This is a genomic window from Actinacidiphila cocklensis (assembly GCF_907177275.1).
Classification (GTDB): Bacteria; Actinomycetota; Actinomycetes; order Streptomycetales; family Streptomycetaceae; genus Actinacidiphila; species Actinacidiphila cocklensis.
The window spans coordinates 157,398-183,871 of the sequence record NZ_CAJSLV010000002.1 but is presented as its reverse complement, the minus strand read 5'-3'; the positions used below and the strand labels follow the sequence as shown (position 1 = coordinate 183,871).

At 71.7% G+C, this 26,474-nt stretch carries 19 protein-coding genes and 1 pseudogene; 11 read left to right on the top strand and 9 right to left on the bottom strand.

The genetic code is table 11. The features are described from left to right. Nucleotides 1–69 precede the first annotated feature (69 nt). The 3 genes from NFU81_RS02655 to NFU81_RS02645 all read left to right on the top strand — a co-directional run bounded on the left by NFU81_RS02655 (nt 70) and on the right by NFU81_RS02645 (nt 3,490). Complete coding sequence (locus NFU81_RS02655; protein ID WP_251484478.1) at nt 70–1,581, top strand: carotenoid oxygenase family protein; 1,512 nt, start codon at nt 70–72, stop codon at nt 1,579–1,581. 117 nt (nt 1,582–1,698) lie between these two features. Continuing rightward, nucleotides 1,699–2,277, top strand: a complete 579-nt coding sequence (locus NFU81_RS02650; RefSeq protein ID WP_251484475.1) for a GNAT family N-acetyltransferase — start codon at nt 1,699–1,701, stop codon at nt 2,275–2,277. A 184-nt stretch (nt 2,278–2,461) separates the two neighbouring features. After that, nucleotides 2,462–3,490: a helix-turn-helix transcriptional regulator gene (locus NFU81_RS02645; protein ID WP_251484472.1), complete on the top strand. Its 1,029-nt coding sequence runs from the start codon at nt 2,462–2,464 to the stop codon at nt 3,488–3,490. A gap of 124 nt (nt 3,491–3,614) precedes the next feature. Here NFU81_RS02645 and NFU81_RS02640 read toward each other — a convergent pair whose 3' ends face one another. Continuing rightward, the gene (locus NFU81_RS02640) at nt 3,615–7,865 is read right to left on the bottom strand and encodes a carboxypeptidase regulatory-like domain-containing protein (protein WP_251484469.1); all 4,251 of its coding nucleotides are present in this window, start codon (nt 7,863–7,865) and stop codon (nt 3,615–3,617) included. A gap of 540 nt (nt 7,866–8,405) precedes the next feature. Here NFU81_RS02640 and NFU81_RS02635 point away from each other — a divergent pair. Then, nucleotides 8,406–12,467, top strand: coding sequence for a carboxypeptidase regulatory-like domain-containing protein (locus NFU81_RS02635; RefSeq protein ID WP_422665133.1), 4,062 nt, complete (start codon nt 8,406–8,408; stop codon nt 12,465–12,467). Nucleotides 12,468–12,873: 406 nt separating this feature from the next. Here the strand turns inward: NFU81_RS02635 and NFU81_RS02630 are convergent, their stop codons facing one another. Then, nucleotides 12,874–13,773: an NmrA family NAD(P)-binding protein gene (locus NFU81_RS02630; RefSeq protein ID WP_251484463.1), complete on the bottom strand. Its 900-nt coding sequence runs from the start codon at nt 13,771–13,773 to the stop codon at nt 12,874–12,876. Nucleotides 13,774–13,878: 105 nt separating this feature from the next. Here NFU81_RS02630 and NFU81_RS02625 point away from each other — a divergent pair, with 105 nt between their 5' ends. The 3 genes from NFU81_RS02625 (at nt 13,879) to NFU81_RS02615 (ending at nt 16,832) form a co-directional block, all read left to right on the top strand. Next, a complete protein-coding gene (locus NFU81_RS02625) occupies nt 13,879–14,610 on the top strand; it encodes a TetR/AcrR family transcriptional regulator (RefSeq protein WP_251484460.1) in 732 nt (243 codons plus the stop codon). 128 nt (nt 14,611–14,738) lie between these two features. Further along, nucleotides 14,739–16,463, top strand: a complete 1,725-nt coding sequence (gene ctaD, locus NFU81_RS02620; protein WP_251484457.1) for an aa3-type cytochrome oxidase subunit I — start codon at nt 14,739–14,741, stop codon at nt 16,461–16,463. A gap of 27 nt (nt 16,464–16,490) precedes the next feature. Then, entirely contained in the window at nt 16,491–16,832 is a 342-nt protein-coding gene (locus tag NFU81_RS02615; protein ID WP_251484454.1) for a hypothetical protein, read from the top strand. 18 nt (nt 16,833–16,850) lie between these two features. Here the strand turns inward: NFU81_RS02615 and NFU81_RS02610 are convergent, their stop codons facing one another. Continuing rightward, nucleotides 16,851–18,071: a glycoside hydrolase family 76 protein gene (locus NFU81_RS02610; RefSeq protein ID WP_251484452.1), complete on the bottom strand. Its 1,221-nt coding sequence runs from the start codon at nt 18,069–18,071 to the stop codon at nt 16,851–16,853. A gap of 564 nt (nt 18,072–18,635) precedes the next feature. Between NFU81_RS02610 and NFU81_RS02605 the strand changes: the two genes are divergently transcribed. Further along, nucleotides 18,636–19,349 (top strand): ATP-binding protein, encoded by a 714-nt coding sequence (locus NFU81_RS02605; RefSeq protein ID WP_251484449.1) that lies wholly within the window; start codon nt 18,636–18,638, stop codon nt 19,347–19,349. A gap of 42 nt (nt 19,350–19,391) precedes the next feature. Here the strand turns inward: NFU81_RS02605 and NFU81_RS02600 are convergent, their stop codons facing one another. The 6 genes and pseudogenes from NFU81_RS02600 to NFU81_RS02575 all read right to left on the bottom strand — a co-directional run bounded on the left by NFU81_RS02600 (nt 19,392) and on the right by NFU81_RS02575 (nt 24,396). Further along, complete coding sequence (locus tag NFU81_RS02600) at nt 19,392–19,553, bottom strand: hypothetical protein (protein WP_251484447.1); 162 nt, start codon at nt 19,551–19,553, stop codon at nt 19,392–19,394. A gap of 22 nt (nt 19,554–19,575) precedes the next feature. After that, nucleotides 19,576–19,920 (bottom strand): annotated as a pseudogene (locus NFU81_RS02595) (RICIN domain-containing protein); the annotation flags it as partial. Between the two features lie 12 nt (nt 19,921–19,932). Beyond that, nucleotides 19,933–20,745, bottom strand: coding sequence for an alpha-galactosidase (locus tag NFU81_RS02590; RefSeq protein ID WP_251484444.1), 813 nt, complete (start codon nt 20,743–20,745; stop codon nt 19,933–19,935). A 33-nt stretch (nt 20,746–20,778) separates the two neighbouring features. After that, nucleotides 20,779–20,988, bottom strand: coding sequence for a hypothetical protein (locus NFU81_RS41060; protein ID WP_340188945.1), 210 nt, complete (start codon nt 20,986–20,988; stop codon nt 20,779–20,781). Between the two features lie 318 nt (nt 20,989–21,306). Continuing rightward, nucleotides 21,307–22,860 carry an MDR family MFS transporter gene (locus NFU81_RS02580; RefSeq protein WP_274038166.1) on the bottom strand — a complete coding sequence of 518 codons (1,554 nt, stop codon included), beginning with the start codon at nt 22,858–22,860 and terminating at the stop codon, nt 21,307–21,309. 93 nt (nt 22,861–22,953) lie between these two features. Beyond that, entirely contained in the window at nt 22,954–24,396 is a 1,443-nt protein-coding gene (locus NFU81_RS02575; protein ID WP_251484442.1) for an aldehyde dehydrogenase, read from the bottom strand. Between the two features lie 184 nt (nt 24,397–24,580). On the opposite strand from NFU81_RS02575, the gene NFU81_RS02570 reads away from it, so the two are divergent. The 3 genes from NFU81_RS02570 to NFU81_RS02560 all read left to right on the top strand — a co-directional run bounded on the left by NFU81_RS02570 (nt 24,581) and on the right by NFU81_RS02560 (nt 26,441). Continuing rightward, complete coding sequence (locus NFU81_RS02570) at nt 24,581–25,069, top strand: TetR/AcrR family transcriptional regulator (RefSeq protein WP_251484580.1); 489 nt, start codon at nt 24,581–24,583, stop codon at nt 25,067–25,069. A gap of 213 nt (nt 25,070–25,282) precedes the next feature. Then, on the top strand, nt 25,283–25,813 hold the full coding sequence (locus tag NFU81_RS02565; protein ID WP_251484440.1) for a COG4315 family predicted lipoprotein: 531 nt from the start codon (nt 25,283–25,285) through the stop codon (nt 25,811–25,813). Between the two features lie 37 nt (nt 25,814–25,850). Then, entirely contained in the window at nt 25,851–26,441 is a 591-nt protein-coding gene (locus NFU81_RS02560; protein ID WP_251484439.1) for a DUF6529 family protein, read from the top strand. Nucleotides 26,442–26,474: the final 33 nt, after the last annotated feature.

The window sequence follows — 26,474 nt, the reverse complement described above, 5'->3', positions numbered from 1 at the left end:
CGGGAGCCTCATGGGGACGGCGCCGCGACCCGCGGTCGGCCGCACCAGGACGGAACGGGGTTCCAGGCCATGGCGGAATTCACCCGACGGGGCGCACTGCGCGGCACAGCGGCGGCGCTGGCGGCAGCCGGCGGTCTGGGGGCGCTGCGGATGCCCACGGCAGCGGCGGCCGGACAGGCCGCGGGCGGAGGCGGAGGCGGCAACTACCCCTTCCTGCACGGCGCGTTCACCCCGGTGACGGAAGAGGTGACGGCCTACGACCTGCCGGTCACCGGGCGCATCCCGCACGAACTGAACGGCCGCTACCTGCGCAACGGCCCCAACCCGCTCGGCCTGGAGGACCCGAGCCTGCACCATTGGATGCTCGGCGACGGCATGGTGCACGGGGTGCGGCTGCGCGATGGCCGGGCGGAGTGGTACCGCAACCGCTGGGTGCGCTCCGCGTCGGTGACGGCCCGCCTCGGCGAGCCCTGCCAAGGTCCGGTTCCGGACAACGACTTCGCGAACAACACCCATGTGATCCCCTACAAAGGCCGGGTGCTGGCCCTGCAGGAGAGCGGGCCGATGCCGTACGAACTGGACGGCGAACTGCGGACGACCGGCACGTACGACTTCGGCGGGTCGCTGAGCGAGGCCTTCACCGCGCACACCAAATACGACGCGCAGCGCGACGAGTTGCACGCGGTCACCTACTACCCGACGTGGGACCACGTGCGGCATGTCGTGATCGACCGTACGGGGACGGTGGCGCGGACCACCAGGATCCCGGTGGCCGACAGCCCGATGATGCACGACTTCGCGCTCACCGGCCGCTACGTGGTGCTGTTCGACACCCCGGTGACGTTCGACATGGCGGCGGCCGAGGCCGGAGCGCTGGTGCCGTACGTGTGGAACGAGCACCACCCGGCCCGGATCGGGGTGATGCGCCGGGAGGGCGGCCCGGTGCGCTGGTTCGACGCGGACCCCGGCACGTACTACTCGCACACCCTGAACGCCTACGACGACGGCGGCTCGGTGGTGGTCGACTTCGTCGGCTTCCCCTCCCCCTTCTTCGCCGCGGGCCGCGGCTGCGACGGCCCGTCGGCGACCGGTACGCCGAAGCTGCACCGCTGGACGGTCGACCTGGGCCACGGCCGGCTGCGGACGTCGGTCGTGGACGACCGGCCGCAGGAATTCCCGCGGGTGCGCGAGGAGTTGGTCTCCCGCAGGCACCGCTACGGCTACGCGGCGACGGCCGGCGAGATGTGGCGGGCGTACGAGACGCTGGACGGGGTGCCGCCGGACACCTCCTTCGGCAATGCGCTGATCAAGCACGACCTGCTGCTCGGCACCAGCCAGGTGCACCACTTCCCACGCAACTCGCCCGCGAGCGAGGCGGTCTTCGTTCCCGCGCGCGACAACGCCGGTGCCGAGGACGACGGTTACGTGCTCGCCTACGTCCACAACCCGGACCGCGGCGCCGCCGACCTGGTCGTGCTCGCGGCACAGGACTTCACGGCGCCCCCGCTTGCCCGTATCCACCTGCCACGGCCCGTCCCGCTGGGCTTCCACGGCAGCTGGGTGCCGGAGGACCACGCCTGATCGAGAGGTGAGCCCGCGCCCGGAGCCGCCGAGGGCACCCTGCCCGGCGCGAGAGCGGGCGCGGACCTGCGGAAATGGCGTGGTGCCACGGTGTGGCCCTGCCGTAGGGTCGGCCGCATGAACCAGCCGTGGCGCGACGCCGTTCGCCCGATCCATGCCGACGAGTGGCCCCAGGTGAAGGAGCTGCGGCTCCTCGCGCTGCAGGATGCGGCGGCCCCGATCGCCTTTCTCGAGACGTACGAGCGGGCGGTCGCGGAGCCGGAGTCCTTCTGGCGGCAGCGGGCCGAGGGGGCGGCCGGCGGGACGCGGGTGCGGCAGTTCGTGGCCGAGGGGCCGGGCGGGGTCTGGGGCGGCACGGTGACCGTGCTGGTCGAGGAGGCGGGCGGCGACGACGTGTTCGGCGTGCCCGTCCAGCAGCGCCAGGCGCACCTTGTCGGCGTGTTCGTGCGCTCCGAATTCCGCGGGAGCGGAGCGATCGACGCGCTCTTCGAGGCGGCCGTCGAGTGGGCCGTCTCCGTCGCGCAGGTGGCGCGGGTGCGGTTGTACGTCCACGAGGACAACGTGCGGGCCGAGGGTTTCTACCGGCGGTTCGGATTCGTGCGCTCCGGGGTGACCGCCCCGATGAAGGACGATCCCGCCAAGAGGGAGGTCGAGATGGTCCTCGACCGGCCCGCGGTGCTGTCCGGCCTCTCGTGACCGCGGGCCGGTGAGCCGGTTGCGGGCGGCGGCTCCGTGCGACGGGCGAGCCCGATTCCGGGCGTGCTGAGCCCGCACCGCCGGCCGCCGGGGGCCGCCCGCCGCCGCCCACCAGGGATCACGTCCAAAGGTCTCGCCTTCAACCAAACGGTCTCCTTGGGCTAACGTTTGGTCGGAGGTGGCCATGCTGGAAGTTCTCGGTCTGGATCAGCCAACCGAAACGCTGTATTTCGTCCTCGTCGACAACCTGCCCCTGCCCATCGAGGAATTGGCCCGCCGCACCGGCATCGAGCCGGACGCGGTGGCCGCGGCCATGGTCCGGTTGGAGGACGGCGGGCTGGTATCCCGGCTGCCCGGCAGCCCGGCCTGCTACACGGCGCTGCCACCCGGGCACGCCCTGGAGGTGCTCATGCTGGCCAGGGAGCGGGACATCCGCCGGGTGCGCGCCCTGACCGACCTTCTGACCGAGCGGCACCGCGACGCGCGCCGGGACCGCGACTCGACCTCGCTGATCCAGGTCATCAACGGCCGTGACGGCGTCGCCCGCTGCGGGCAGCAGCTGTTCAACCTCGCGGAGAAGGAGATCCGCGGCATCGACGCGCCGCCCTACGCCGAGGCCCGCGACGGCGCACGTGTCAATTCCGCGGCCGTGATCACCAGTCGCGGCGTGCGCAGCCGGTTCATCCACGCCCGCGACAGCCTCAACATCCCCGGCGCGATGGAGCGGGCGGAGGAGGACATCGCCGCGGGCGAGGAGGTGCGTTTCGTGCCCGAGGCGCCGATGAAGCTGATCATCGCGGACGACCAGGCGGCGCTGATCCCGCTGATGGCCACCCCGCAGGTGCTCGACGCGTGCATCCTGGTCCACCCCTCGGCGCTGCTCGACGCGTTGTCCACGCTGTTCGAGTCGCTCTGGGCGCAGGCGCAGCCGTACATGCCGGGACGCATCGCGCCGGTCGGCGAGGACGAGTTCGTCAACGACGAGGAGCGGCGGATCATCTCGATGCTGGCGATGGGGATGCCGGACGAGACCATCGCACGCCAGCTCGGCATCGGCCACCGCACGGTGCAGCGCAGGGTGCAGGCGCTGCTCACCCGGCTCGGCGCCGCCAGCCGGTTCCAGGCCGGGGTGCTCGCCGCCAGCCGCGGCTGGTGGCTTCCCGAACCGCCGAGGGGCGCCGCAGGCGCCGACGGGCGGGCACCGGAGCGCTGAGTCCTGGCCGGTCCCCGCCTGCCGTGGCGTGCGGGGACCGGACCACGTGCCGGACGGTCCGGTTGCCGGACCGTCCGGCGGACATGCGCCGGCGGCCGCACCGCGGTGCGGCCGCCGGGCACCGCTACTGGCGCAGCAGGGCGAAGTCCGCCGTCACCGCACCGTCCTTGACGACGCGCACGGTGCGGGTCGCCGGGCGGTAGCCGGTCGCCGCGACGATGACCGTGAGCGGGTTGTTCCTGGCCGGCACCCACAGCGCGTAGGTGCCGTCGCGGCCCGAGGTGAGGGAGACGTCGCCGTTCCTGGAGTCGACCTCGACGACCGCGCCCGCCAGGGGCGCGCTCGTTCCGTCGGCGAGCGGGCCGGTCACCGTGCCGGACAGCAGTCCCCATCCGGCGGGCGGGACCACCGTCATGGCGACCGGCAGCGAGACCGAGCCGTACGGGGTGTCGCTGTCGACGATCAGCGCGGCCCGGTGGGTGCCCGCGTCCGCCGAGGTCATCGCCGTGGCGTCCAGCGTCAGCCGCACCGTGACCGAGGCGCCGCCCTTGACCGTCAGCTTCGCCGCCGATGCGGTGAGCCAGGGCACGTCGGCGTGCGGCTGGTCGTAGCCGCTCAGCTTCTGGACCGACGACTGCGGGACGCTGTAGGCGTTCGTCCCGCCGATCGCGTACCAGCCCGGCGCGGACTGCGCGTCGAGCACCGGCTCGGCCAGGTTCGGCAGCGCCGACCAGGAGTCGGTGGCCGGATCGTAGGCGTGGGCCTCGTTGGTGAGCGCGCCGGTGCTCACCTGCGCGCCGCCGCCCACCAGCAGCCTGCCGCCGGCCGCGGTGCCGGTGGCGCCCCAGAGGTCGGTGGGGGCGTCGGCGACCCGGCGCCAGGACGTGCCCGAGGGGTCGAGCGCGTAGGTGTGGACGGTGTCCTGCGGGGCCTGGCCGTTCGGCTGGTACACCCCTCCCGAGCAGTAGACGACCCCGTCGGCGGTACCGCACACCGGGAAGGAGATCGGTTCCGGGTAGGGCGCACCTGCCGACCAGGTGTCGGTCGCCGGGTCGTAGACCTGCACGTCGTTGGAGCCGCAGCCGAGCTGGACGCAGCCGCCGATGACATACAGCCTGTCGCCCGCCACAGCCGAGCCCGACGCGCCGTAGCCGGTGGGCACGTCGGCGATCTGGGACCAGGTGTCGGTCGCCGGGTCGTAGACCTCGCTGCCCGGAATCGGGTTGCCCGCAGCGTCACGCCCGCTCGTGACGTACAGCTTGCCGCGGATGAAGCCGTAGGCGGGGGCGAAGCGCTTGGTCGTGGGGCCGGTGAGCGTCTTCCACCCGCCCGTCGCCGCGTCGTAGGAGCTGAAGGAGCCGCTCCACACACCGCCCGGCGACTCGCCCAGTCCGGCGTAGAGCGTGCCGTGGTCCACGGCGGCGACGCCGCCGAAGGAGCCGGCGGGCAGGTCGGCGAGCGGCTGCCACGCCTGGTCGGCCGGCGCGTCGCCGGCCTGCGCGGCCGCGGCCGGCGGGGAGGTGGCACCCTGCGCGGCGTCGAGCAGGGTGTCGGGGGTCAGCGTGGTGGGCGTTCTGCGCGCGGCGGGGCCGGCCGCGCCGGCCTTGGGACCTGCCAGGTTCTGCTCGCCGAGCGAGAAGGTGGCGGGCGAGCCGCCGGTGTTGCGCACCTTGACGTCGACGGTCCTGCTGTCCGCCCAGGCCACGTTCGCACTCACCGCGGAGACGCTGTACTGCAGCTGCGCGGGGTGCAGTGCGAAGTCGGCCGAGGTGACCGCACCGGGCCGCACGTCGGCCTTGGCGGTGACCGCCGGGTAGCCGAAGCCCGGCAGGCCCGCGGTGAACTGCTGCTTGCCGGTCCGGCTGGAGAACAGCCAGTACAGGCCGTCGGCGACGGCCGGGTCGCCCGGCGAGGCCACGCTGCGGCCGGCGTCGGACGGGGCGGCGACGCCGCTCACCGTCGCGCCGAGGACGCCGGCACCGGTGTTGGCGTCGGTCACCCGGCCCACGAGCAGCCCGCCGGTCCGGGTGACCACGGTCGGGGTGCCCACGGCGACGTCGTCGATCTGCCAGATGCCGGTGAGCGAGCCGGTGAAGTGGAATCGCAACCGCACCGAGGACTTCCCGGCGTAGGCGTCCAGCGGCACATCCTGGTGCGAGGGGCCGCCGATGATGTCGGTGTGGTGCCACAGCGTGGTCCACGTGGCGCCGCCGTCGGTGCTGGCGTCGACGTCGGCGGTCAGGTCGCCCAGCCGGTACAGCGAGGGCAGGGCGGTGTCGAACTGCAGCTCGGGCTTGGTCTGTGCGCTGAAGTCGTACGCGGGACTGATGAGTTCGGTGTCGGCGTCCGCCCAGCCGAGGGCGTAGTCGTCGACCTCCGCGAAGCGGCCGGTCGCACCGGTCTGGTTGCCCCGGTTCAGCGGGTCGTCGAACTGCCAGCCGCCGGCGGCGGTGTTGTTCTTGATCGTCCAGCCGCCGGGAGTCGCGGCGGTGGCGAAGGGCTCGAGACCGCCGCCGCCGTAGTCCCGCTCGTAGCCGGCCGGGAGCGCGCCCGTGGTGTTGACCGGCAGGGCGAGGTCGACGGTGTCGGGGCCGGTGCCATCGGCGACGGTGGCGTCAGCCGGCTGGTAGCCGGGGTAGAGCGAGGTCGCGTGCAGGGTGTAGGTCCTGTTCATCGGAACCCGCACCGAGTAGCGGCCGGTGGCCGGGTCGGTGAACACCGTCCCGGGCACGTCGTCCACGGTGAGCTTCGCGTACAGGCCCCAGCCGTGCTGCCCGCCGTCCTTGACCGTGCCGGAGATCGTCCGCGAGGGCACGGCCGCCAGGCCGGCGTCCTCGGTGAGCGCCGCGCCGTCGTCGACGCGCACCTGGCCGAGGTCCTTGTCCGCGAACCCGAACGCCGAGACGCTCAACGGGTAGGAGCCCGCCGGGATGTCGAGCCGGTAGCGGCCCTGGGCGTCGGTGGTCGCCCGGTAGTCGCCGAGGCTGACGGTGGCGCCGGAGATCGCTGTCCCGGTGGCCGCGTCGGTCACGGTGCCGCTGACGGCGCCGTGCGGGCCGGGCTTGAAGCCGGCCGTTCCGATGGGCGTGCCGAGGCCGGTCGGGCCGTCGTAGCCGGGCTGCGCGGCGCAGGTGAACGCAGGCGTGCAGTCCGGCACCGGGCCGTAGCCGCACAGCGAGCTGTCGGAGCAGCTGGCGTCGTCGCCGCGCGTGACGTCGTTGAGCGCGCCCGGCTGCTGGTAGGGGTACGAGGCGGGATAGGTGCCCTCGACCGGCGTGCCGGCCAGCGCGTACACGCCGGCGATGATCGGCGCCGACGCGGACGTGCCGCCGTAGACGTTCCAGCCGCCGTCGGAGAAGGTGTTGTAGACCGCCACGCCGGTGGCCGGGTCGGCGACCGCGCTGACGTCGGCGACGGAGCGGCCGGGGCAGTCGACGCCGGACTGGAAGGACGGCTTGGGTTCCACGTCCGAGCAGCCCGAGCCGGTGGCGCCCCAGTGCGGTCCGTCGGCGTTGTAGGTCACGCCGTTCCAGACGGACTCGCCCCAGCCGCGGGCGCTGCCGTCGCGGACCAGCGACGTACCCCCGACCGCGGTGACGTAGGGCGACGACGCCGGGTAGCTGACGCCGTAGCCGTCGTCGCCGGAGCTGAAGACCACCGCGACGCCCGGGTGGTTGAAGTACGCCTCGTCGTAGGCCAGGTTGTCCGTGCTGTCGTAGTACGCGCCCCAGGAGTTGGAGACGTACTTCGCGCCCAGGGACACGGCCGTGTTCACCGCGGTGCCCAGGTCGTCGGACGCGGACGCGTCGGCCTCCACCAGCAGGATGTGAGCCTGCGGTGCGACAGCCGAGACCATGTCCAGATCCAGCGAGATCTCGGCGGCCCAGCCCTCGTCGGCCGCGGGGTAGGCGGTGCCGCCGTGCTCGTCGACCTTGCGGAAGCAGCCGTTGTCGCCGGTGCAGGCGGGCAGGCCGTACTGCTGGCGGTAGATCGCGAGGTCGGACTCGGCGTTCGGGTTGTCGTAGGCGTCGACGATCGCGATCGTCGCGCCGGCCCCGCCGTCGGCCGGCAGGCCGTAGGCCGACCGCAGGTCCGCGGGCGCGTAGCCGTCCGGCGTCAGGGCGGACCCGGCGGCGTCACGCCGCACGCCGAGCGCGGCGGTGTGGTCGGTGCGCCGGAGCGTGAAGCAGGTGAAGTGGCCGGGTGCGGGCGTGCCGCAGGCCGGTTCCGCGGTCGCCTTCCCGGTGGCGGTGGCCGGCGGTGGTGCGGCAAGGGCCTGCTGGGGCAGCAGGACCGCCAGGACGGCGAGGACCGCAGCGGCGGCTATGCGCCGCAGCGTGCGCGGTCGGCCCGCGGAGGAGCGTTGGGCTGGCAAGGTGACTCCAGAAAGTGACGACAGCGGAGGCTCACGGCTGATCGGTGGATCCTGGGGGGATGGGCGCAGAGCGATGGGGACGCGCGGAAGCAGACTGACCAGCACAAAGTTCCAACCGGCATGATCCGCCGGTCAATGCGGACCCCTGGCGGCTTGCCGCCGTGACGTGTTCACGCCCCGAGCGGGGTCACGTGGGAAGCAGGGGGTTTACTGATGCGTCAACCGGTGAGTGCCGCGGCGCGGTTCACACCGTATTCCCACAGAAATCCCCACGAACTCCCGTCCGTTCACGGGTAGTTCAGCTCACACCACTAACGCGTGGTCACGTAACATCACGGCGGGTGACCGTTGACATGGCTTGAACACGCCTCGCCTAATAACTCCCGGTGATTGCACGTGCATTCACCGTCGCCCCAGATCCGTACACGGGTCGACCCCTGCAAGAACGCATGGAGTCACACGTTGCGCATTTCGACGAGAACCAGACCACCTCTCCGGCGGACGATCTTCGCCGGCCTGGCTGTGGCCAGTGCCACCGCACTGGCGGTCCTGGGAGTGCAGGCTCCGGCCGGAGCCGCGGCGCCCGCCGCCGCGGCCCCGGCGGCCGCCACCGACGCACACCCGCGCCTGGAGCCGTCCTGCACCACGCCCGACAAGGACGAGTTCACCTGCTACGCCCTGCGCCGTGCCGACATCAAGCCGGTCAAGGGCCTCACAGCGGCCGCGGTCACGCCCAACGGCTGGGGGGCGCCCGACCTGCAGAGCGCCTACAGCCTGCCGACGGACGGCGGTGCGGGACAGACCGTCGCCATCGTCGACGCGTTCGACGACCCGAACGCGGAGGCCGACCTCGCGATCTACCGCCAGCAGTACGGACTGCCGGCCTGCACGACCGCCAACGGCTGCTTCAGCAAGGTGGACCAGCGCGGCGGGAGCAGCTACCCCTCCCCCGACCCCGGCTGGGCCGGTGAGATCTCGCTCGACCTGGACATGGTCTCCGCGGTCGCGCCCTACGCGCACATCCTGCTGGTCGAGGCGGACGACAACGGATTCGAGAACCTCGGCTCCTCGGTGAACGAGGCCGTCGCGCTCGGCGCGAAGTTCGTCTCCAACTCCTACGGCAGCGACTACCGCGGCGGCAACGGCGAGGACCCCTCGGAGACGACAGCCTTCGACGCCTACTTCAACCACCCCGGCGTCGCGGTGACCGTCTCGACCGGCGACTACGCGTACGGCGTCGGCTACCCCGCCGCCTCGCAGTACGTCACCGCCGTCGGCGGCACCACCCTGACCCGCGACCCGGGTACCACCCGCGGCTGGACGGAGTCGGCGTGGAGCGACGCCGGTTCCGGCTGCTCCCTCTACGAGCCCAAGCCGGCCTTCCAGAAGGACACCGGCTGCGCCAACCGCGCGCTCGCCGACGTCTCCGCGGTGGCCGAGGGCGTCGCGGTCTACCAGACCTACGGCGCCGGCGGCTGGTCCGTCTACGGCGGCACGAGCGTCTCGTCGCCGATCATCGCGGGCGTCTACGCCGACGCGGGCACCCCGGTGTCCGGCTCGTACCCCAACTCCTACCCCTACGCGGCGCCTTCGGGGGTCAACGACATCACCACGGGCTCCAACGGCTCGTGCTCACCCGCGTACCTGTGCACCGGCGGCGCCGGCTACGACGGACCGACCGGCCTGGGCACCCCCAGCGGCCTGGCGGCCTTCCGCAGCGGTCCGCACGGTGAACTGACCGGCACCGTCACCGACTCCGCCACGGGCAAGCCGATCTCCGGCGCCACCGTCAGCGCCGGCACCAACGTCGCGCACACCGACGCGGCGGGGACCTACGACCTGTCCGTCCCCGTCGGCACCTACGACGTGACCGTGGACGCCTTCGGCTACGCCACCACGACCGACCAGGCCGTGGCGGTCGCCGACGGCTCCACCCTCACCAAGGACTACAGCCTGACCTCGGTGCCGAGCCAGACCGTCTCCGGCAAGGTCACCGACGGGTCAGGACACGGCTGGCCGCTCTACGCCAAGATCACCGCGGACGGCGTCCCCGGCTCGGTGTGGACCGACCCCGCCACGGGCTCGTACTCCCTGTCGCTGCCCCAGGGGCACGACTACACGCTGCACGTCGCAGCGAACGACCCCGGCTACCAGGCCGTAACCAAGTCCCTCACGGTCGGTGACAGCGCGGCCGGCCTGAACGTCTCCGTGCCCGTCGACACCTGGGCGGGCACCGCCCGCGGCTACAGCCAGCAGCTGGTCGGCACGACCGAGCCGTTCGACTCCACCGACGCCGCCCCGCAGGGCTGGAGCGTCGTCAACGCCGAAGGCACCACCGGCGGCTGGGAGTTCGACGACCCGGGTTCGCGCGGCAACGCGACGGGCGGCGAAGGCGCGTTCGCGGTCGCCGACAGCGACCACTTCGGCGGGGGCGCCAGCCAGGACACCCAACTGATCAGCCCCGTCTACGACTTCACCGGCAAGAGCTCGCCCGAGCTCGCCTTCGACACCGATTACCACTCGATCGGCGGGCAGACGGCCGAGGTGGACGCCACCTCCGACGGCGGCACGACCTGGACCAAGGTCTGGGCCACCGCCTCGGGGATCGACGGACCGGCCAGGTTCGAGGTACCGCTCACCGACTTCGCGGGCAAGGCGGCCGTGCAGGTGCGGTTCCACTTCACCTCGCACTTCGGCTGGTGGTGGTCCGTCGACGACGTCTTCGTCGGCGACCGCGAGCTGACCACGGTCCCGGGCGCCCTCGTCGTGGGCACCGTGTCCGACGCCAACACCTCCGACGGCGTGGTCGGCGCCAAGGTCACCAGCCAGGACGACACCACGCAGAGCGCCACCACCGTCGCCACCCCCGACGACCCCAACCTCGGCGACGGCTTCTACTCCCTGTTCTCCACCGGCTTCGGCAGCCACGCCTTCAACGCCGCCAAGTCCCACTACGCCACCACGGCCAAGACGGTGAAGGTGAGCGCGGACAGCGCGGTCGAGGCGGACTTCGCGCTCAAGGCCGGGCAGCTCAAGGTCACCCCGGGCACGGTCGACGCCACCGTCGGCTGGGGCGGGAAGGCCAGCCGGCAGCTCACGGTGCAGAACACCGGCGGCGCTCCCGCCACGATCAAGCTGAGCGAGCGCTCCGGCGGCTTCCAGATCCAGGAGCAGGGCGCCCCGCTCAGGACGGTCAAGGGCACGTTCTCCCCGCTGTCCAGCAAGGCGAACCCCTCCGGCGGCGCCCCGGCGCCGGCCGCGGGGCCGTCGGACGATGCATGGCAGACCGCCCCCGACGTCCCGAACGCCGTGATGGACAACGCCGTCGGCACCTATGACGGCAAGGTCTACTCCGCCTTCGGCTACACCGGCTCCGCCGACAGCAAGGACCTCTACGTCCTCGACCCGACCGCCGGCAGCTGGACGAAGCTCGCCTCTGCGGCGGACACCCGGGAGGCCGCGGCACACGGCTTCATCGACGGCAAGTTCTACGCCGTCGGCGGATGGGGCGCGTCCGGCAGCCCCGACACGAAACTGGAGGTCTACGACCCCGCCGGCGACACCTGGAGCACCGGCGCCACGGCGCCCAAGGCCTACGCGGGATCGGGCACCGCGGTCCTCGACGGCAAGCTCTACATGGTCGGCGGCTGCGGCGCCACCGCCTGCGGCACCACCGACGCCAGTGCCTACGACCCCGCCACCGACAGCTGGACCGCCATCGCCGCATACCCGGAGCCGATCTCCTGGCAGTCCTGCGCGGCCATCGACGGCATGCTGTACTGCGCGGGCGGCTACTCGGGCGCCTCCGAGGTCGCGCACGCCTACGTGTACGACCCGGCGGGCGACAGCTGGTCGCCGGTGGCGGACCTGCCCGCTCCGCAGTGGGCCGCGTCCTCCGCCTCCGCCAACGGCCTGCTGCTGCTCTCCAGCGGCGTCAGCCAGAACGCCCTGACCAACCGCGGGTACGCCTTCGACCCGAAGACCGGCACGTGGAGCGCACTGCCGAACGCCAACGTCCCGACCTACCGGGGCGGCGGCGCGGCCGGCTTCTACAAGGTCGGCGGCGGCGACGCCCCCGGCTCGCCGGTCGCCGCGGTGGAACTGCTCCCCGGGTACGCGCAGGAAGGCGCCGCCGACGTCAGCTGGCTGAGCGAGAGCACGCAGGAGCTCACGCTGCAGCCCGGCGCGAGCTCGACGGTCACCGTCACGCTGGACGCCTCGGTTCCCGAGGTCACCCAGCCCGGTGACTTCACCGCCCAGGTCACCGCGGGCAGCGACACCCCCTACCCGGTGGCCGCCATCCCCGTCGGCCTGCACGTCAACCCGCCCAAGACCTGGGGCAAGACGAACGGCACCGTCTACGGCGTCACCGCGACCGGCGGCACCGCCCCGCTGGCCGGAGCCACCGTCCAGGTCGACAGCTGGGCGTCGACGTACACGCTGACGACGGCGTCCGACGGCACGTACGCCCTGTGGCTGGACACCCGCAACAACCCGCTGACGGTCATCGTCGCCAAGGACGGCTACCAGCCGACCGTGGCGACGGTGAAGATCAGGAAGGGAGTGGCGGTCATCACGGACTTCACGCTCAAGAGGAAGTAGCGCGGTCCGGGCGGTGGGCGTATCCCGACGGGATGCGCCCACTCGCCTGTGTGCCGGCGCCGGGGGCATCACCGTCAGCGGTCGCAGCCCCCGTCGCCGGCCGGGCGGACGTGCGGGCGGGTGGGCGACCCGAAGCGTTGAGCCGGTCGAAGACCGTGTCCCCTGATGGTGCTGGTCGTTGTGCGAGCGCAGTATGGGTCGATGAGGATCTTCACGAGGGCGCGGCGGTCTCGCTGGGCGTGGCCGGCAAGTCCGCCGCCGACCGTCCCTCCCCTCGGGCCACCGGTTTTCCACTGCCCGAAGTGCAAATGCCCCATGCCCGGCGACCGTACGGTCTGTGGCTCGTGCGGGTTGCGGGTGGATGACGAAGGCCTGGAGGACTGAGCCTGCGCCGGCTGCCGGCGTTTCAGCCGGTTTCGAGAAGCTGCTTCCGCAGAAGGGTGGCGCCGGATTCGGCGAGCCAGTCCGTGAGCGTACGCATTCCGGGGTGGATGACGCGCAGCGCCTCGACGTCGGCATGCCAGCGCGATCCGGCTGCCCAGCGTTCCCGGACCCGGGCGATCTCGGGGTTGAGTGCGGCCGCCTCGGCGTGGGTGATCTGCTCGTAGCGGATTGCGGTGCCGGTGGCCTCGCTGATCGCGGAGACCGCCTCGGCAGGGGTGGGAGCGTCCCCGGCCAGCTCCAGGGTCCGTCCCGCGAACCGGTCCGGCTGGTCGAAGGCCAGCGCAGCGAACTCGGCGATGTCCTCCACCGCGATGATCTGGGCAGGCTCGTCCGGCGGGAAGATGTGCCGGTGCACGCCGTGCGCGATGCCGTCGAGACCGATGGGCGCCGAACCGAGATAGTTCGACATGAAGCGCACCGGGCGCAGCACGGTCACCGACCGGATCCGTTCACGCAGGTGGTCCTCGATGCGTCTCTTCCCCTCGGAGCCGCCCGGGCGACCCGGCGTGGACGCGATGCCCGTGAACACGACGTGCTCGACTCCCACAGCGGCCGCGGCATCGATCAGTGCCCGGCCACGGGCGAACTCGCGCTCCATGTCGGAGCCGGCCGGTCCGAACGCCACCGGCGGCACGGCGAACAGTGCCGCTGCCCCCTCCAGCGCGACGGGCAGACTCGACGGGTCGTCGAAGTCGCCGCGCACGAGCTCCGCCCCTGCGGTCTCCAGTGCTGTGGCGGCGGGTGATGTCGTGTCGCGCACGAGCGCGCGCACCGGCCTGCCGGCCGCCAGGAGCCGGAGTGCGGTGGCGCCGCCCTGGCGACCGGTCGCACCGGTCACAACAACCAAACGGGCAGTGGTCATATCGTCCTCCGCCCCGGGATGGTCGGTGGGTACTGCCGCATTGCGCCCGGGGTCGATGTGGAATGCTCCACCCGGATGAGTGGCACGGACAAGGGATTACGTGACATGACCGCGGCTCCCCAGGACGCCGGCCGGGCCGATGCCCGCCGTAACCGCAGGAAGGTGCTCGCCGCCGCGTCGCAGGCGTTCGACGAGCACGGTCCGGACGTCTCGCTCGGCGTGATCGCACATCAGGCGGGGGTCGGCGCCGGCACCGTGTACCGGCACTTCCCCAGCAAGGAGATCCTGCTGGAGGCCGTGCTGGTCCAGCAGCTCGACGACTTGGTGGAGGCCGCTCGGCAGTGGGCGGCCCGGGTCGATCCTGCCGCCGCGTTCTTCGGATTCCTCCTGGAGGTCGTCGACAAGTCCCGCGGCCGCAAGCACGCATGCGACGCCTTGACCACGCAGACAAGCTGGCCCCGGCCGAGCCTGGCCGCGTCGGCGCGACGGTTCCGCCAGGCCCTCGACGAACTGCTCCGCGCAGCCCAGCGGGCCGGCGGGGTCCGCACCGACGTCAGCACGGACGACGTCACAGCCCTCACCGTCGGGTGCGCGACGATATGGGCCGCCCACCGCGACCCGAACGGCGGCGCCCGCATGGTGCGGTTGGCGCTGGAAAGCCTGCGTGCTCCGTCGAACGTCACGCAAGGGCGGGGCTTTCGTGACACTCCCGGCACGCTCCACGCAATGCCGCGGTGCGAGGAGTGCGGTGCCCGGCTCGAAGCCCGGTCCACCGGCCGCCCGGCGCGCTACTGCGGGGCAACCTGCCGGCAGCGAGCACATCGCCGCCTTTCCTAGCATCCGTCAGCGGAGTCACCCGCAGTCCTCCCATCGGCTGAAGCGGCGGCGTGGCTGGTGCGAGAGCGGGCTCCGGGCCGGAAGTCTGCTCCCATGCGGAAAACCCTTGTGACCGGGCGGAGCGGAACGTGACGACGAGCGACACCGCGGGGCCCGATCTCGAAGCCACCTATGCGGACGAAGTACCCGCCAAGCGCAGGCGCCCAGGCAGCCTGATCGTGAACTGGGCGGGGAGCACCGATCATAAGACGATCGGCACCATGTACCTGATCACCTCGTTCGCCTTCTTCATCGTCGCCGGGGTCATGGCGCTGCTGATGCGCGCCGAGCTGGCCAGGCCGGGGACCCAGTTCCTGTCGAACGAGCAGTACAACCAGGCCTTCACGATGCACGGCACGGCGATGCTGCTGATGTTCGCGACACCGCTGTTCGCGGGCTTCACCAACTGGATCATGCCGCTGCAGATCGGTGCGCCCGACGTGGCGTTCCCGCGGCTGAACATGCTCGCCTACTGGTTCTACCTGTTCGGCTCGCTGATCGCGATGGGCGGCTTCGTCACCCCGCAGGGTGCGGCCGACTTCGGCTGGTTCGCGTACTCGCCGCTGTCCAGCGCGGTCAACTCCCCTGGCGTGGGCGGGGACATGTGGATCATGGGTCTGGCGCTGTCCGGCTTCGGCACCATCCTGGGTGCGGTCAACTTCACCACCACGATCATCTGCATGCGCGCACCCGGCATGACGATGTTCCGCATGCCGATCTTCGTGTGGAACGTGCTGCTGACCTCGGTCCTCGTCCTTCTCGCCTTCCCGGTGCTGGCCGGTGCGCTGCTGGCGCTGGAAGCCGACCGGAATTTCGGCGCGCACATCTTCGACTCCGCAAACGGCGGCGCACTTCTGTGGCAGCACCTCTTCTGGTTCTTCGGCCATCCGGAGGTGTACATCATCGCGCTGCCGTTCTTCGGCATCGTCTCGGAAATCTTCCCGGTCTTCAGCCGGAAGCCGATGTTCGGCTACATCGGCCTGGTCGCGGCGACCATCTCCATCGCGGGCCTTTCCGTGACGGTGTGGGCGCACCACATGTACGTGACCGGCGGTGTGCTGCTGCCGTTCTTCTCGTTCATGACGTTCCTGATCGCGGTGCCGACGGGTGTGAAGTTCTTCAACTGGATCGGCACCATGTGGAAGGGGTCACTGAGTTTCGAGACCCCGATGCTCTGGTCGGTCGGCTTCCTGGTCACCTTCCTCTTCGGTGGTCTGACCGGTGTCATCCTGGCGGCGCCGCCGCTGGACTTCCACGTGTCCGACTCGTACTTCGTCGTCGCGCACTTCCACTACGTGGTCTTCGGCACCGTCGTCTTCGCGATGTTCGCCGGCTTCCACTTCTGGTGGCCGAAGATGACCGGCAAGATGCTCGACGAACGGCTCGGGAAGATCACCTTCTGGACGCTCTTCTTCGGCTTCCACGGCACCTTCCTCGTCCAGCACTGGCTGGGCGCCGAGGGCATGCCCCGCCGGTACGCCGACTACCTGGCCTCCGACGGCTTCACCACGCTGAACACCGTCTCCACGATCAGCTCGTTCCTGCTCGGCCTTTCCATGCTGCCGTTCCTCTACAACGTGTGGAAGACGGCGAAGTACGGCAAGAAGGTCGAGGTCGACGACCCGTGGGGCTACGGCCGCTCGCTGGAGTGGGCGACGTCCTGCCCGCCGCCGCGGCACAACTTCACCTCGCTGCCGCGTATCCGCTCCGAATCCCCGGCGTTCGACCTGCACCACCCGGAGATCTCCATGATCGACGACGCGGCCAACCGCCCCGACAGGTCGACCATCGCCCCGGGCGACAAGCAGGCCTAGGACACACGGCAGAACCGAGGACGACCGATGACCGCGGACAACGAGAGCCGGCGCGGGCTGGAGCAGATGGCCGAGTACCTGCTGTGGAACGCCGAGGTCGAAGAGGCCCGCCGGCGGGCCGACACCTTCGTCTCCCACCTGCCCTGGCTGACGACCTCGCAGCGCGACGACGTCGAACGCGTCTACGTGGCGGACCGGGTGACCGCCTCGCGCACCATGCTCCAGCGCAACTGCGACCGGGCCGCCGAGCTGCGCGGCGAATACGGCGAGCGGTACCAGGTCCTGAAGAGGCGCTGCGTGGCGGCGGTCCTCCTCTGCGTCGCCGCGGCCGTCGGCCTGGCCGCGGGCCTCGTGCTCCTCCTCAGCTGAGCGGGTGCGGCGGGCGGGTCACAGCAGCAGGTGGTAGTCGCGCGGGCTCCACGCCGCCAGCGTCTGCGTCTCGACGAGCGCGGCCTGGGCGTTGACGGCGAGGCCGCCCTCGGCGGGCAGGAGGCCGGTGGCGGGGTCGACGGTCTCCCACAGGGCGTCGGCGTACTTCTGCTGCTGGCGGCGGTAGTTGTCGTCGGGGTGGATCGAGTGCAGGAGGAGGAGGTTCTTGAAGAAGGTCACGGCTCCGGGGACGTCGGCGGAGAAGGTGCCGCCGGAGCCGAAGGTCTTCAGGGACTTCTCCGCGATGTCGACGGCCTGCGCGAGGTACGCGGATTCGCCGGTGGCCAGGTGCAGCAGGGCTGCCGCGCCCAGCATGTTGCCCTGGTTGTACGCCAACTGTGCGGTGTTGACCGTGCCGTTGAGGTCGACGTGGTCCCAGTACAGGCCGTCGGGTGCCCTGAGGTAGCGGTCGACCCAGTCGAACTGCCTGAGGGACTGGGCCAGGTAGGCCTGCTTGCGGGTGAGCAGGAAGAGGCGGCTGGCGATCTCGGAGCCGAGGCCGGTGGAGACCGTGTTGCGGTCGTGGTTGTACGTGGCCTGGGTCCAGAACGTGCCCCCCGGATCGGGATGGCCGGGGTCGTCGTCCCAGCCGTAGGCGACCAGCGTGTTGATCAGCTCGGCCCGCTTCAGGGCCGCCGGGTCGCCGGTCATCCGGTACTGCTGGAGGGCTGCGAGACCGATCCACTCGTTGTCGTCGTAGAAGAGGTCGCCGCCGCCGCCCAGTGGCGGCAGCACGTACGAGGCGTAGCCGGGCGGACTGGCCGGGGCGGGCGGGCTCAGCGGGTTGGCCGATGCCGGCGCCGGGTTGTAGTAGGCGGCGAGCGCCTCGACCCGGTCCCGCACGGCCGGGGCGTAGCGGCGGTCGAGCCGGAGCAGGCCGAGCGTGGCGGTCACGACCCCGGCGTAGGGGTACACGTAGGCGTAGGGGTTGTCGCCGGGCTGCGCGGGGAAGTTCGGCGCGTAGAGGTTGACCTGCGGTTCGTAGAAGGTGCGCTGCAGGCTGTTGTACGCCGTGACCGCGCGCCGCGCGTACCGCCCAGGGGTGCCGGGCGAGGGGTAAGACGTCGCGAACGCGGGTGTCGCGGACAGTCCCAGCGCGAGCGAACCGCCCGCGGCCACCACGGCCTTGCCGAAGAACCTCCGGCTCGGACGCGACGCAGACCGGTCTTCGATGGACATCGTTGTCAGCTCCTCGTCTACGCATCGTCGATGTGTTCGCAGGGGTGCAGCGGACCTCGCTTCGGCCGGGGGCGCGTCAGCGGGCGCGCACCGGCGCGATCCGGGCACCGGTCCCGGTGACCGGCAGTTCAGGGTGGCGGGCAGGAACAACATCGAACGTTAACCAACGAAACCCTGCACCCATGAGATCCCGCCCGTGAGTCGGGGTCAAGGGTCAGGACAGGATCCGGCCCCGGCGGCGGGCAGGCGCAGTCGGACAAAGAACCGTGGTTGAGCGCATAACGACCCGACGCGCCGTCAGCCGTTCCCCGGATACCGGCACGGACGGGAGCCGCAGCCTGCGGCTTGTCACGGCTCAAGCGTGTTGGAATTTGTTTCTTTGTCGCGAGGGTTGACCGCAAAAGAAGCACGGCAGCGACAACTGGACCCGCATCATCGACAGCATCCGAGGACCCGCACTGGCCGAACGCGGGACCGATGAACACACGCGCCGCGCCCGGTGGGCAACCTCGTCAGGCGGACGGCGACTTGACCGGAATATTGTCAGTACTTTACATCTGGGGTGTGACCACCTCCGCAGGTTCCTTCCCGGCCGGCTCCCCCGCGGAGCGGCCGGCGGTCGTGCGCCCGCGTGGGGTGGTGGATCTGCGGACCCGGCCGGAGGCCGTGGAACTGGAGTATGGCGCGAGGGCCGTCGTGGTGGTGACCGGGCTGCCGGGGGCGGGGAAGAGCACGCTGATGGCGCGGGCGGCTCGGGCGGCGCTCGCGGACTCGCAGACGGTCAGGGAGCGTTGGGCCGCCCGGGTGCCGGGATGGGTGGCGTACGGGGTGTACCGGCCCCTGGTCCGCGTCGAGCACTACGCCCGCCTGCGCCGCGCCCTGTGCGGCGCTGAGCCGCTGGTGGTGCACGACAGCGGATCGCAGCCCTGGGTGCGCGGCTGGCTCGCCCGCACCGGTCGGCGCCGTCAACGGCCGCTGCACCTGGTCACGTTGGTGGTCACCGAACGGGAGGCGGTGGCCGGCCAGCAGGCCCGGGGCCGTCGGGTCACCCGTTACGCACTCGGCCGCCATGTCCGCGCTTTCCTGTCCCTGGAAAGCGAGTTGGCGGCCTCCGGTGCCCCGCCGCCGGGGTACGCCTCGGTCGTACTCCTCGATCGGCGGTGCGCCGCCCGGCTGCGCACGATCCGCTTCGAGCCGGCGCCCCGCCACGAGGAGCAGTCCGCTCCGGAAGGGCGGCCCACGACGGTCCTCAGCGGGATGCCGCACGATGACCTGTGAGCCGCCCGTCCCGGGTCGGACGGAAGAGCCGCGCCGGTGCCGTCAGGGCAGGTTCCACTGCTGGTTGGCGCCGCCGTCGCAGTCCCAGATGTCGAGCTGGGTGCCGTTGGCGGTGGCGGAGGCGGGGTCGTCGTCGTCCTGGGGCGGACGCGGAAGGAGCGCCGAGGCCACCGGGCCGGCGGGGACAGGGGCTCCGCCCCGCACCGGTCCGGTGGTCGCGTTCAGGTCAGCCGAGGGTCCATTGCTGGTTGGCGCCGCCGTTGCAGGTCCACAGTTCGAGCCCGGCGCCGTTGGGGTTGGTGGCGCCGGTGACGTCGAGGCAGAGCCCGGACTGGACGCCGGTGAAGGTGCCGTCTGCGTTCTTGTTCCACTGCTGGTTGGTGCCGCCGTTGCAGTCGTATATCTCGACGGGCGTGCCGGCGGCGGTCTGGTTGTCGTAGGCGTCGAAGCACTTGCCCTCGATGACCAGGGACTTGCCCGACGTGTTGTAGGCGACCTTCTGGTTGGGGGCGCCGTTGCAGTCCCACACCGCCAGTTGCACGGTGTTGTACGTGGTGCCCTGCGGGGTGTCGACGCAGCGTCCTCACAGCTTGCTGACCATGGCGGCGCCGATCGTGCCGTGTCCGGCGGCCGGGGTGACCTTCAGCAGCCGGGAGCCGTGGCTGGGAACCGAGGCGGTGAACGAGCCGTTGGAGCTGCCCAGGTCGGTGTGGCTCCACACGTCGCGGACGGTGGCGCTGCCGGTGAAGCCGAGGTCGGACCAGGTGGCGGTCACGTTCGCTGCCGAGCCGGCGAGGTTGAACAGGCCGACGGTGTAGGTGCCGTCGCTGTTGTAGGCCCACCAGGTCTGCTGCTGCGCGCCCTGCTTGACGGGGTGGGCCGGGCGGCCGGCCCGGTCGACGCCGAGGACCTCGTCGTTGGTGAGCAGCGACAGGTCGGTGGAGTCCATGTGGGTCAGGTCGGTGCCCAGGATCAGCGGAGCCGCCGAGATGGACCACAGCGTCAGCTGGGTGCGCCGCTCGTCGACGGTCAGGCCGTTGCTGGAGCCGTTGCCGACCTCGATGGAGTCCGGGTCGCCCCAGCCGCCGGGGCTGTCGTAACGCACCCAGGCCGGAAGGTCGTTGAAGCGCTGGGAGACGTTGTTCCAGTTGGTCAGGGTGCTGCAGTAGCACTCGACGTCGCCGTCGACGCGCCAGCCGTTGGAGTACTGCTTCCAGGTCGCGCCGTTGTTGACGTCCAGGGAGTTGGACAGCTGGAAGTGGATGGTGCGGCCGGACTGGTCGAGCGCCTGGGACCAGTGCTGGACGTCCGCGGCGTCGGAGGTGCCGACGCCGTCTGAGCCGAACCGCCTACAGCAGTGGGCGACAGTGTGGAGTCGTGTTTGATTGAGGGTCAAGACCTCTGCCAGAAGAAACAAGTACCAACGGCCTCACACACCCTCACCGAAGGGCGCCGCGCGGGGAATCAGGCGAGGTGGACGCCGCACAGCGGGCGGCTGCCCGGCCTGGACGACCTGCTCGGCGCGGCGGCGGCGCGGCGCCTCGTCGACGAGGGCGCCTCGGTGGTGCTCGCAGACGTCGACGACGAGCGCCGCGCGGCGCTGTCCGGCGGGCTCGGCCGGCGGGCACAGTTCGTGCACTGCGACGTCGCCCGTCCCGAGGACTGGGAAGCGGTGGGCGCCGCCGCGGCCCTGGACAACTGCGCGGTGCGCGGCGGCAAGGGCGGCACCCTGCTGGCCGTCGCCCTGCTCGGCTGCCTGGACAGCGGACTGACCGTCGAAGGCATCAACTCCTGCTGGCAGAACGTCGCCCAGGGCGCCCTGCTGGTCGCTGCCGCCGTCATCCGGCAGCGCCGCAGCGGCGAGCGCCCCGGCGGCTCCTCCCCACCTGAGCCGGCGCCCCCGACAGGGACCACCGCCAGCAGGAAGGAAGGAGCCGCCGGGGCAGCTGCCGCCCGCTCACGCAGCCGGCGCACGGGTCGCGCTGCCGCGGGGGGTTCCGGCGGCGACGGGAGCGTCGGCCGCGGTGGTCCGGCGCGGTACGAGGAAGACGGCGAGCAGCGTGCCGAGGGCGACGACCGGCAGGAGCCACAGGAAGCCGGTGCCGGTGGCGCGGGCGAAGGCCTCCAGCGCGGTCTGCCGTACGCCGGACGGCAGCAGGGTGATCGTGTCGGGCCTGGCCGGGTCGAAGCCGCCGCTCGCCGGCAGGCCGTGCAGCCGGTGGGCGAAGTTGCTGCTCAGCAGGCTGCCGAAGATCGCGACGCCGAACGCGGCGCCGATGGACCGGGCGAAGGTGACCACGGCGCTCGCCGCGCCGATGTCCTCGGCGGGGACGCTGTTCTGTACGGCGGTCAGTACCACCATCGGCACCATGCCCATGCCGACGCCGGCCACCAGGAAGTACAGGCTGAGCACCACGGTGCCGGTGCCCGCCCCCAGCGTGCCCAGCAGCAGCAGTCCCGCCACGTTGAGGGCCATGCCGGTGACCAGGATCAGCCGGAGCCGCTCCACGCGCGCGGACCAGCGTCCGACCAGCGACTGGCTGGCGACCAGGCCGAGGACCAGCGGCAGCATGTGGACGCCGGACAGGGTGGCGGACACCCCGTCCACGATCTGCAGGTAGGTCGGCAGGTACAGCAGGATGCTGAACATCGCGGCGTTGGCGGCGAAGCCGATCAGCGAGGACAGGACCACGGTGCGGGAGGTGAGCATCGTGACCGGCAGGATCGGGGCGGCGGCGCGGCGCTCCACCGGGACCACCAGCGCGGCGAGGACGACGGTCGCGAGGATCAGGCCGACGATCGACGGCGAGGCCCAGCCCCAGCGCTGGCCGAACGAGGTGACGAGCACGATGCCGGTGGCGATCGCCGCCAGCAGCAGCGCACCGGCGTAGTCGATGCGGGCCGCCGCCTTCCTGGCCGTGGCGGGGAGCACCCGTGCGGCGATGAGCAGCGTCACCGCGCCGATCGGCAGGTTGATCAGGAACGCCCACCGCCAGGAGAGCTGGTCGGTGAAGACGCCGCCCAGCAGCGGGCCGACGATGCTCGCGACGCCGTACACCGACCCGAACATGCCCTGGTAGCGGCCTCGTTCAGCGGGACTGACGATGTCGCCGACGAGCGCGAAGGTCAGCACGATCATGCCGCCGCCGCCGACTCCCTGCAGGACGCGGGCGCCGATGAGCTGCGGCAGGTCCTGGGCCAGCCCGCAGGCCACCGAGGCGACGAGGAAGAGGCTGGTGGAGACGAGGTAGAGGCGCCTGCGCCCGAACATGTCGCCGAGCTTGCCCCACAGCGGGGTGACCGCGGTGGAGGCCAGCAGGTAGGCGGCGCTGACCCATGCGATGTTGTCGAAGCCCCGCAGGTCCTCGGCTATACGGGGCAGCGCGGTGGAGACGATGGTGGAGTCGAGGGAGGCGAGGAGTACGGCGAGGATGAGCGCGCTCATGGCCGCGGCGACGCCGGGGTTGCGGGATGAGGTGCGGGACGGTTCCAGTTGCCTTGTGCCCGGCATCGGACGTGCCTTTCGGGATGTTCGGGGGGAGTTCGGGGAGAGTGGCGAGTTCGGGGACGGCGCGGGATCAACAGGTCCCGCGCCGGGGGGCCTTCAGAGGGTGACGGTCTTGTACTCGATGTACTGGTTCAGGCCGACGGCGCCGTACTCGCGGCCGATGCCGCTGGCCTTGTAGCCGCCGAAGGGTCCGTCGAAGCCGATGGAGGCGCCGTTGACGGTGACCGTGCCGGTGCGGATACGGCGGGCGACGGCGAGGGCGTGCGCCTCATCGGCGGACCAGACACCGCCGGACAGGCCGAACTCGGAGTCGTTGGCGATGCGCACCGCCTCGTCCTCGTCCTCGTAGCCGATGACGACGAGCACCGGGCCGAAGATCTCCTCCTGCGCTATCCGCATCGAGTTGTCGACGTCGGCGAACACGGTCGGGGTCACGTAGTAGCCGCCCTCCAGGCCGGCCGGAACCTGCGGGCCGCCGGTGACCAGGCGGGCGCCCTCCTTCAGGCCGAGTTCGATGTAGTCCCGCACGCGCTGCTGCTGGTCGCGGCGGACCATCGGGCCGATGAAGGTGTCGGGGTCGGCGGGGTCGCCGACCTTGAGCGACTCCACGAGTTCCTTGAGCTCGGAGACGACCTCCTCGTACCGGCTGCGCGGCGCGAGGACGCGGGTCAGGGCGATGCACGCCTCGCCGTTGTTGAGCAGGGAGGCGAACTTCAGCCCCTGCACCGCCTTGTGCACGTCGGCGTCGGGCAGGATGACGGCGGCGGACTTGCCGCCCAGTTCCAGGCTGACCCGTTTGAGCTGCTGTCCTGCGATGGAGGCGATCCGGCGGCCGGCCGCGGTCGAGCCGGTGAACGCGATCTTGTCCACGTCCCGGTGCGAGACCAGGTACTCGCTGGTCTCCCGGTCGGCGGGCAGCACGCTGATCACACCCTCGGGCACACCGGCCTGCTGCAGCAGATCGGCGAGGAAGCCCATGCTCAGCGAGTTCTCCGGGGAGACCTTGAGGACGACCGTGTTGCCGGCCAGCAGCGCCGGGATGATCTTGGCCATCGACGCGGAGAACGGCGAGTTCCACGGGATGACGGCGGCCACCACGCCGATCGCCTCGCGGCGCACCACGCTGCGCGCGGTCGAGGCGGGGTCGAGCGGGGCCAGGGTCTCCTCCCAGGCCAGTTCCTCCGCGGCCTTGAGGTACGCGTTGGCCTGCCGGCTGAGCCCGGCCTGGCCGGCCCGCATGAACCATCCGGCCGAGCCGTTCTCCGCGGACATCAGGGCGGCGATCTTTGCGGCGTTCTCCTCACGCAGCGCGTTGAGCCGCCGCAGGACCGCGATCCGCTCGGCCGGCGCGGTACGGGGCCAGGTGCCCTCGTCGAAGGCGGCACGGGCGGCGGCCACCGCGCGGTCCACGTCGGCCGGCCGGGCCTGCGCGGCGCGGCCCAGAACCGTCCGGTCGTGCGGGGACAGGATGTCGAGCAGTTCCGGGTCGCTCGGCTCGGTCCAGGACCCGGCGATGTAGAGGCGGTCGTAGATGATCACGTGCTTGCTCCAGTCAGCGAAGGTGTCGAGCGCTTATCTGTCACTCGACTGTAGCACTTAGATTCATCGACGCCGCACCCCTGTGGCACTAAGCGAGCCAGGCTCCACACGGTCGGGTATGCTGGGGCGGGTGAGAGCCGATGCAGCACGCAACCTGGAAGCCGTCCTGACCACCGGGGCACGGATGCTCGCCAACGATCCGGCGGCGACCATCTCCGCGATCGCGGCCGAGGCCGGGGTCGACCGGCGTACCGTCTACCGGCGGTTCGCCTCGCGCGAGGAACTGCTCGCGGCGATCTACGAATCGCGGCTGGCGGCCATCGAGGAGGCGATCGAGGGCGCCAGGCTGCGCGAGGCGCCCGTCGCGGTGGCGCTGCACCGCTACGTCGAGGGCATCATCGACGTGAACCGGAAATGGCCCGTCGAACTCCACCGGATGCTGGCCGAGGACACGGTCCGCCACCGCCGCGACCGGTGGGTCCAGGAGTTCGACACGTTCCTCGCACGCGCCACGGACGAGGGGCTGCTGCGCTCCGACCTGCCGGCCGGCTGGGCGGGCCTCGTCCTGCCCCAGCTGATGCTGCTGGCCGCGGAGCAGCTGCCGCAGCTGAGCGCCGCCCAGGCCGCGGACACGGTGGTCGACACGTTTCTGCGCGGGGTCGGCACGGTGTGACCCGCACGGGATCGCGCGGGCGCGGGGCGGACGGCGCCGCACCGGCCCGGGTCGGGTCGGGTCGGATCGGGCTGCGGTGTCCCCGTCCTGGCCGCGTGCGCGTTGCGCTGCCCGGCTGACAGACGGGCCGCGCCAGGGTGTCCGGGAGGCCCGGGCAGCGGAGGGCGTCCAAGCTGGGGCGTCCCTTAGGATCGCTCGCCCCTCGGAGTCCTGATGAAACGCGCTTTCCCGGTGTCAGCGTGCGCGGCCGCCTTGCTGGTGACCGCGCTGGCTGGATGCGGAGCCAAGTCCTCGTCCGGCAGCGGCGCCGCTGACGCCACCGCCTCCACCCTGGCCGACAGCCCCGCCGCCGTGGCCGCCACGTCCAGCCCCACCGCCCAGGCCACGGTCGGCACCCACAACGCGGGCGGCCAGCTCGGCACGATCCTGGTCGACGGGAAGGGCCGCACGCTCTACCTGTTCCAGGCGGACAAGACCTCCACATCGACCTGCAACGGCTCCTGTGCGGCCGCCTGGCCGCCACTCCTCAGCAAGGGGCAGCCCAAGGCGGGCAGCGGCGCCCAGAGCAACCTGCTCGGGACCAGCAAGCGGTCCGACGGCACGACCCAGGTCACGTACAACAAGCACCCGCTGTACTTCTTCGCGGGCGACTCCAAGCCCGGCCAGACCAACGGCCAGGACCTCAACCAGTTCGGGGCGCTGTGGTACGTCCTGAACCCCGCGGGCAAGCAAATCGAGTCGTGACCCGTCCGCCCTCGTCCGGCGCCGGGGCGGCCCTTCGATGAAGGGCCGCCCCGGTTCCGACGCCGACCGCCCCGCCCGGAACCCGGCGGTCCGGCCCGCCCTGGTCGTGCTCGTGGCCCTGCTGCCCTTCGCGGCGGGCGTCGGCGTGTACGAGTGGAGCAGCCATGTGACCCCGGACTACAACGCGGGCCTGTTCGGCGTGCACGGCCTGGACACCTACGGCCTCAAGGCCCGCCTGGGCACCGCCCTGCTGGCCCTGGCCCTGGTCCAGCTCGGCCTCGCGCTGTGGATGTACGGCCGGGTGCCCGGCACCGGACCCGCCCCCCGGCCGGTGCGCACCACGCACCGGATCATCGGCCTCTCCGCCTTCCTGCTCTCCCTGCCCATCGCCTTCCACTGCATCACCGCGTACGGCTTCGAGAGCTCGGACACCCGCGTCACCATCCACTCCATCGGCGGCTGCGTGCTGTACGCGATGTTCGTCGCCAAGGTCGTGATCGTCCGCAGCAGACACCTGCCCGGCTGGGTCCTGCCGGTCGCCGGCGGCGCCCTGATCTGCGGGATCGCCCTGATGTGGTACACGGCGGCACTGTGGGTGCTGAACGGCGACACGGTCCCGGGCCTGTGACGAGGTCGCGCACGGTTGCCGCCGGGCGGTGTC

Bases quoted from the DNA above. Each gene is read 5' to 3' on its own strand.
- NFU81_RS02625 (WP_251484460.1), top strand. From the start codon at position 13,879: ATGACCGCGGCTCCCCAGGACGCCGGCCGGGCCGATGCCCGCCGTAAC.
- NFU81_RS02645 (WP_251484472.1), top strand. From the start codon at position 2,462: ATGCTGGAAGTTCTCGGTCTGGATCAGCCAACCGAAACGCTGTATTTC.
- NFU81_RS02560 (WP_251484439.1), top strand. From the start codon at position 25,851: ATGAAGGGCCGCCCCGGTTCCGACGCCGACCGCCCCGCCCGGAACCCG.
- NFU81_RS02570 (WP_251484580.1), top strand. From the start codon at position 24,581: ATGCTCGCCAACGATCCGGCGGCGACCATCTCCGCGATCGCGGCCGAG.
- NFU81_RS02565 (WP_251484440.1), top strand. From the start codon at position 25,283: ATGAAACGCGCTTTCCCGGTGTCAGCGTGCGCGGCCGCCTTGCTGGTG.
- NFU81_RS02650 (WP_251484475.1), top strand. From the start codon at position 1,699: ATGAACCAGCCGTGGCGCGACGCCGTTCGCCCGATCCATGCCGACGAG.
- NFU81_RS02630 (WP_251484463.1), bottom strand. From the start codon at position 13,773: ATGACCACTGCCCGTTTGGTTGTTGTGACCGGTGCGACCGGTCGCCAG.
- NFU81_RS02615 (WP_251484454.1), top strand. From the start codon at position 16,491: ATGACCGCGGACAACGAGAGCCGGCGCGGGCTGGAGCAGATGGCCGAG.
- NFU81_RS02655 (WP_251484478.1), top strand. From the start codon at position 70: ATGGCGGAATTCACCCGACGGGGCGCACTGCGCGGCACAGCGGCGGCG.
- NFU81_RS02580 (WP_274038166.1), bottom strand. From the start codon at position 22,860: ATGCCGGGCACAAGGCAACTGGAACCGTCCCGCACCTCATCCCGCAAC.
- NFU81_RS02610 (WP_251484452.1), bottom strand. From the start codon at position 18,071: ATGTCCATCGAAGACCGGTCTGCGTCGCGTCCGAGCCGGAGGTTCTTC.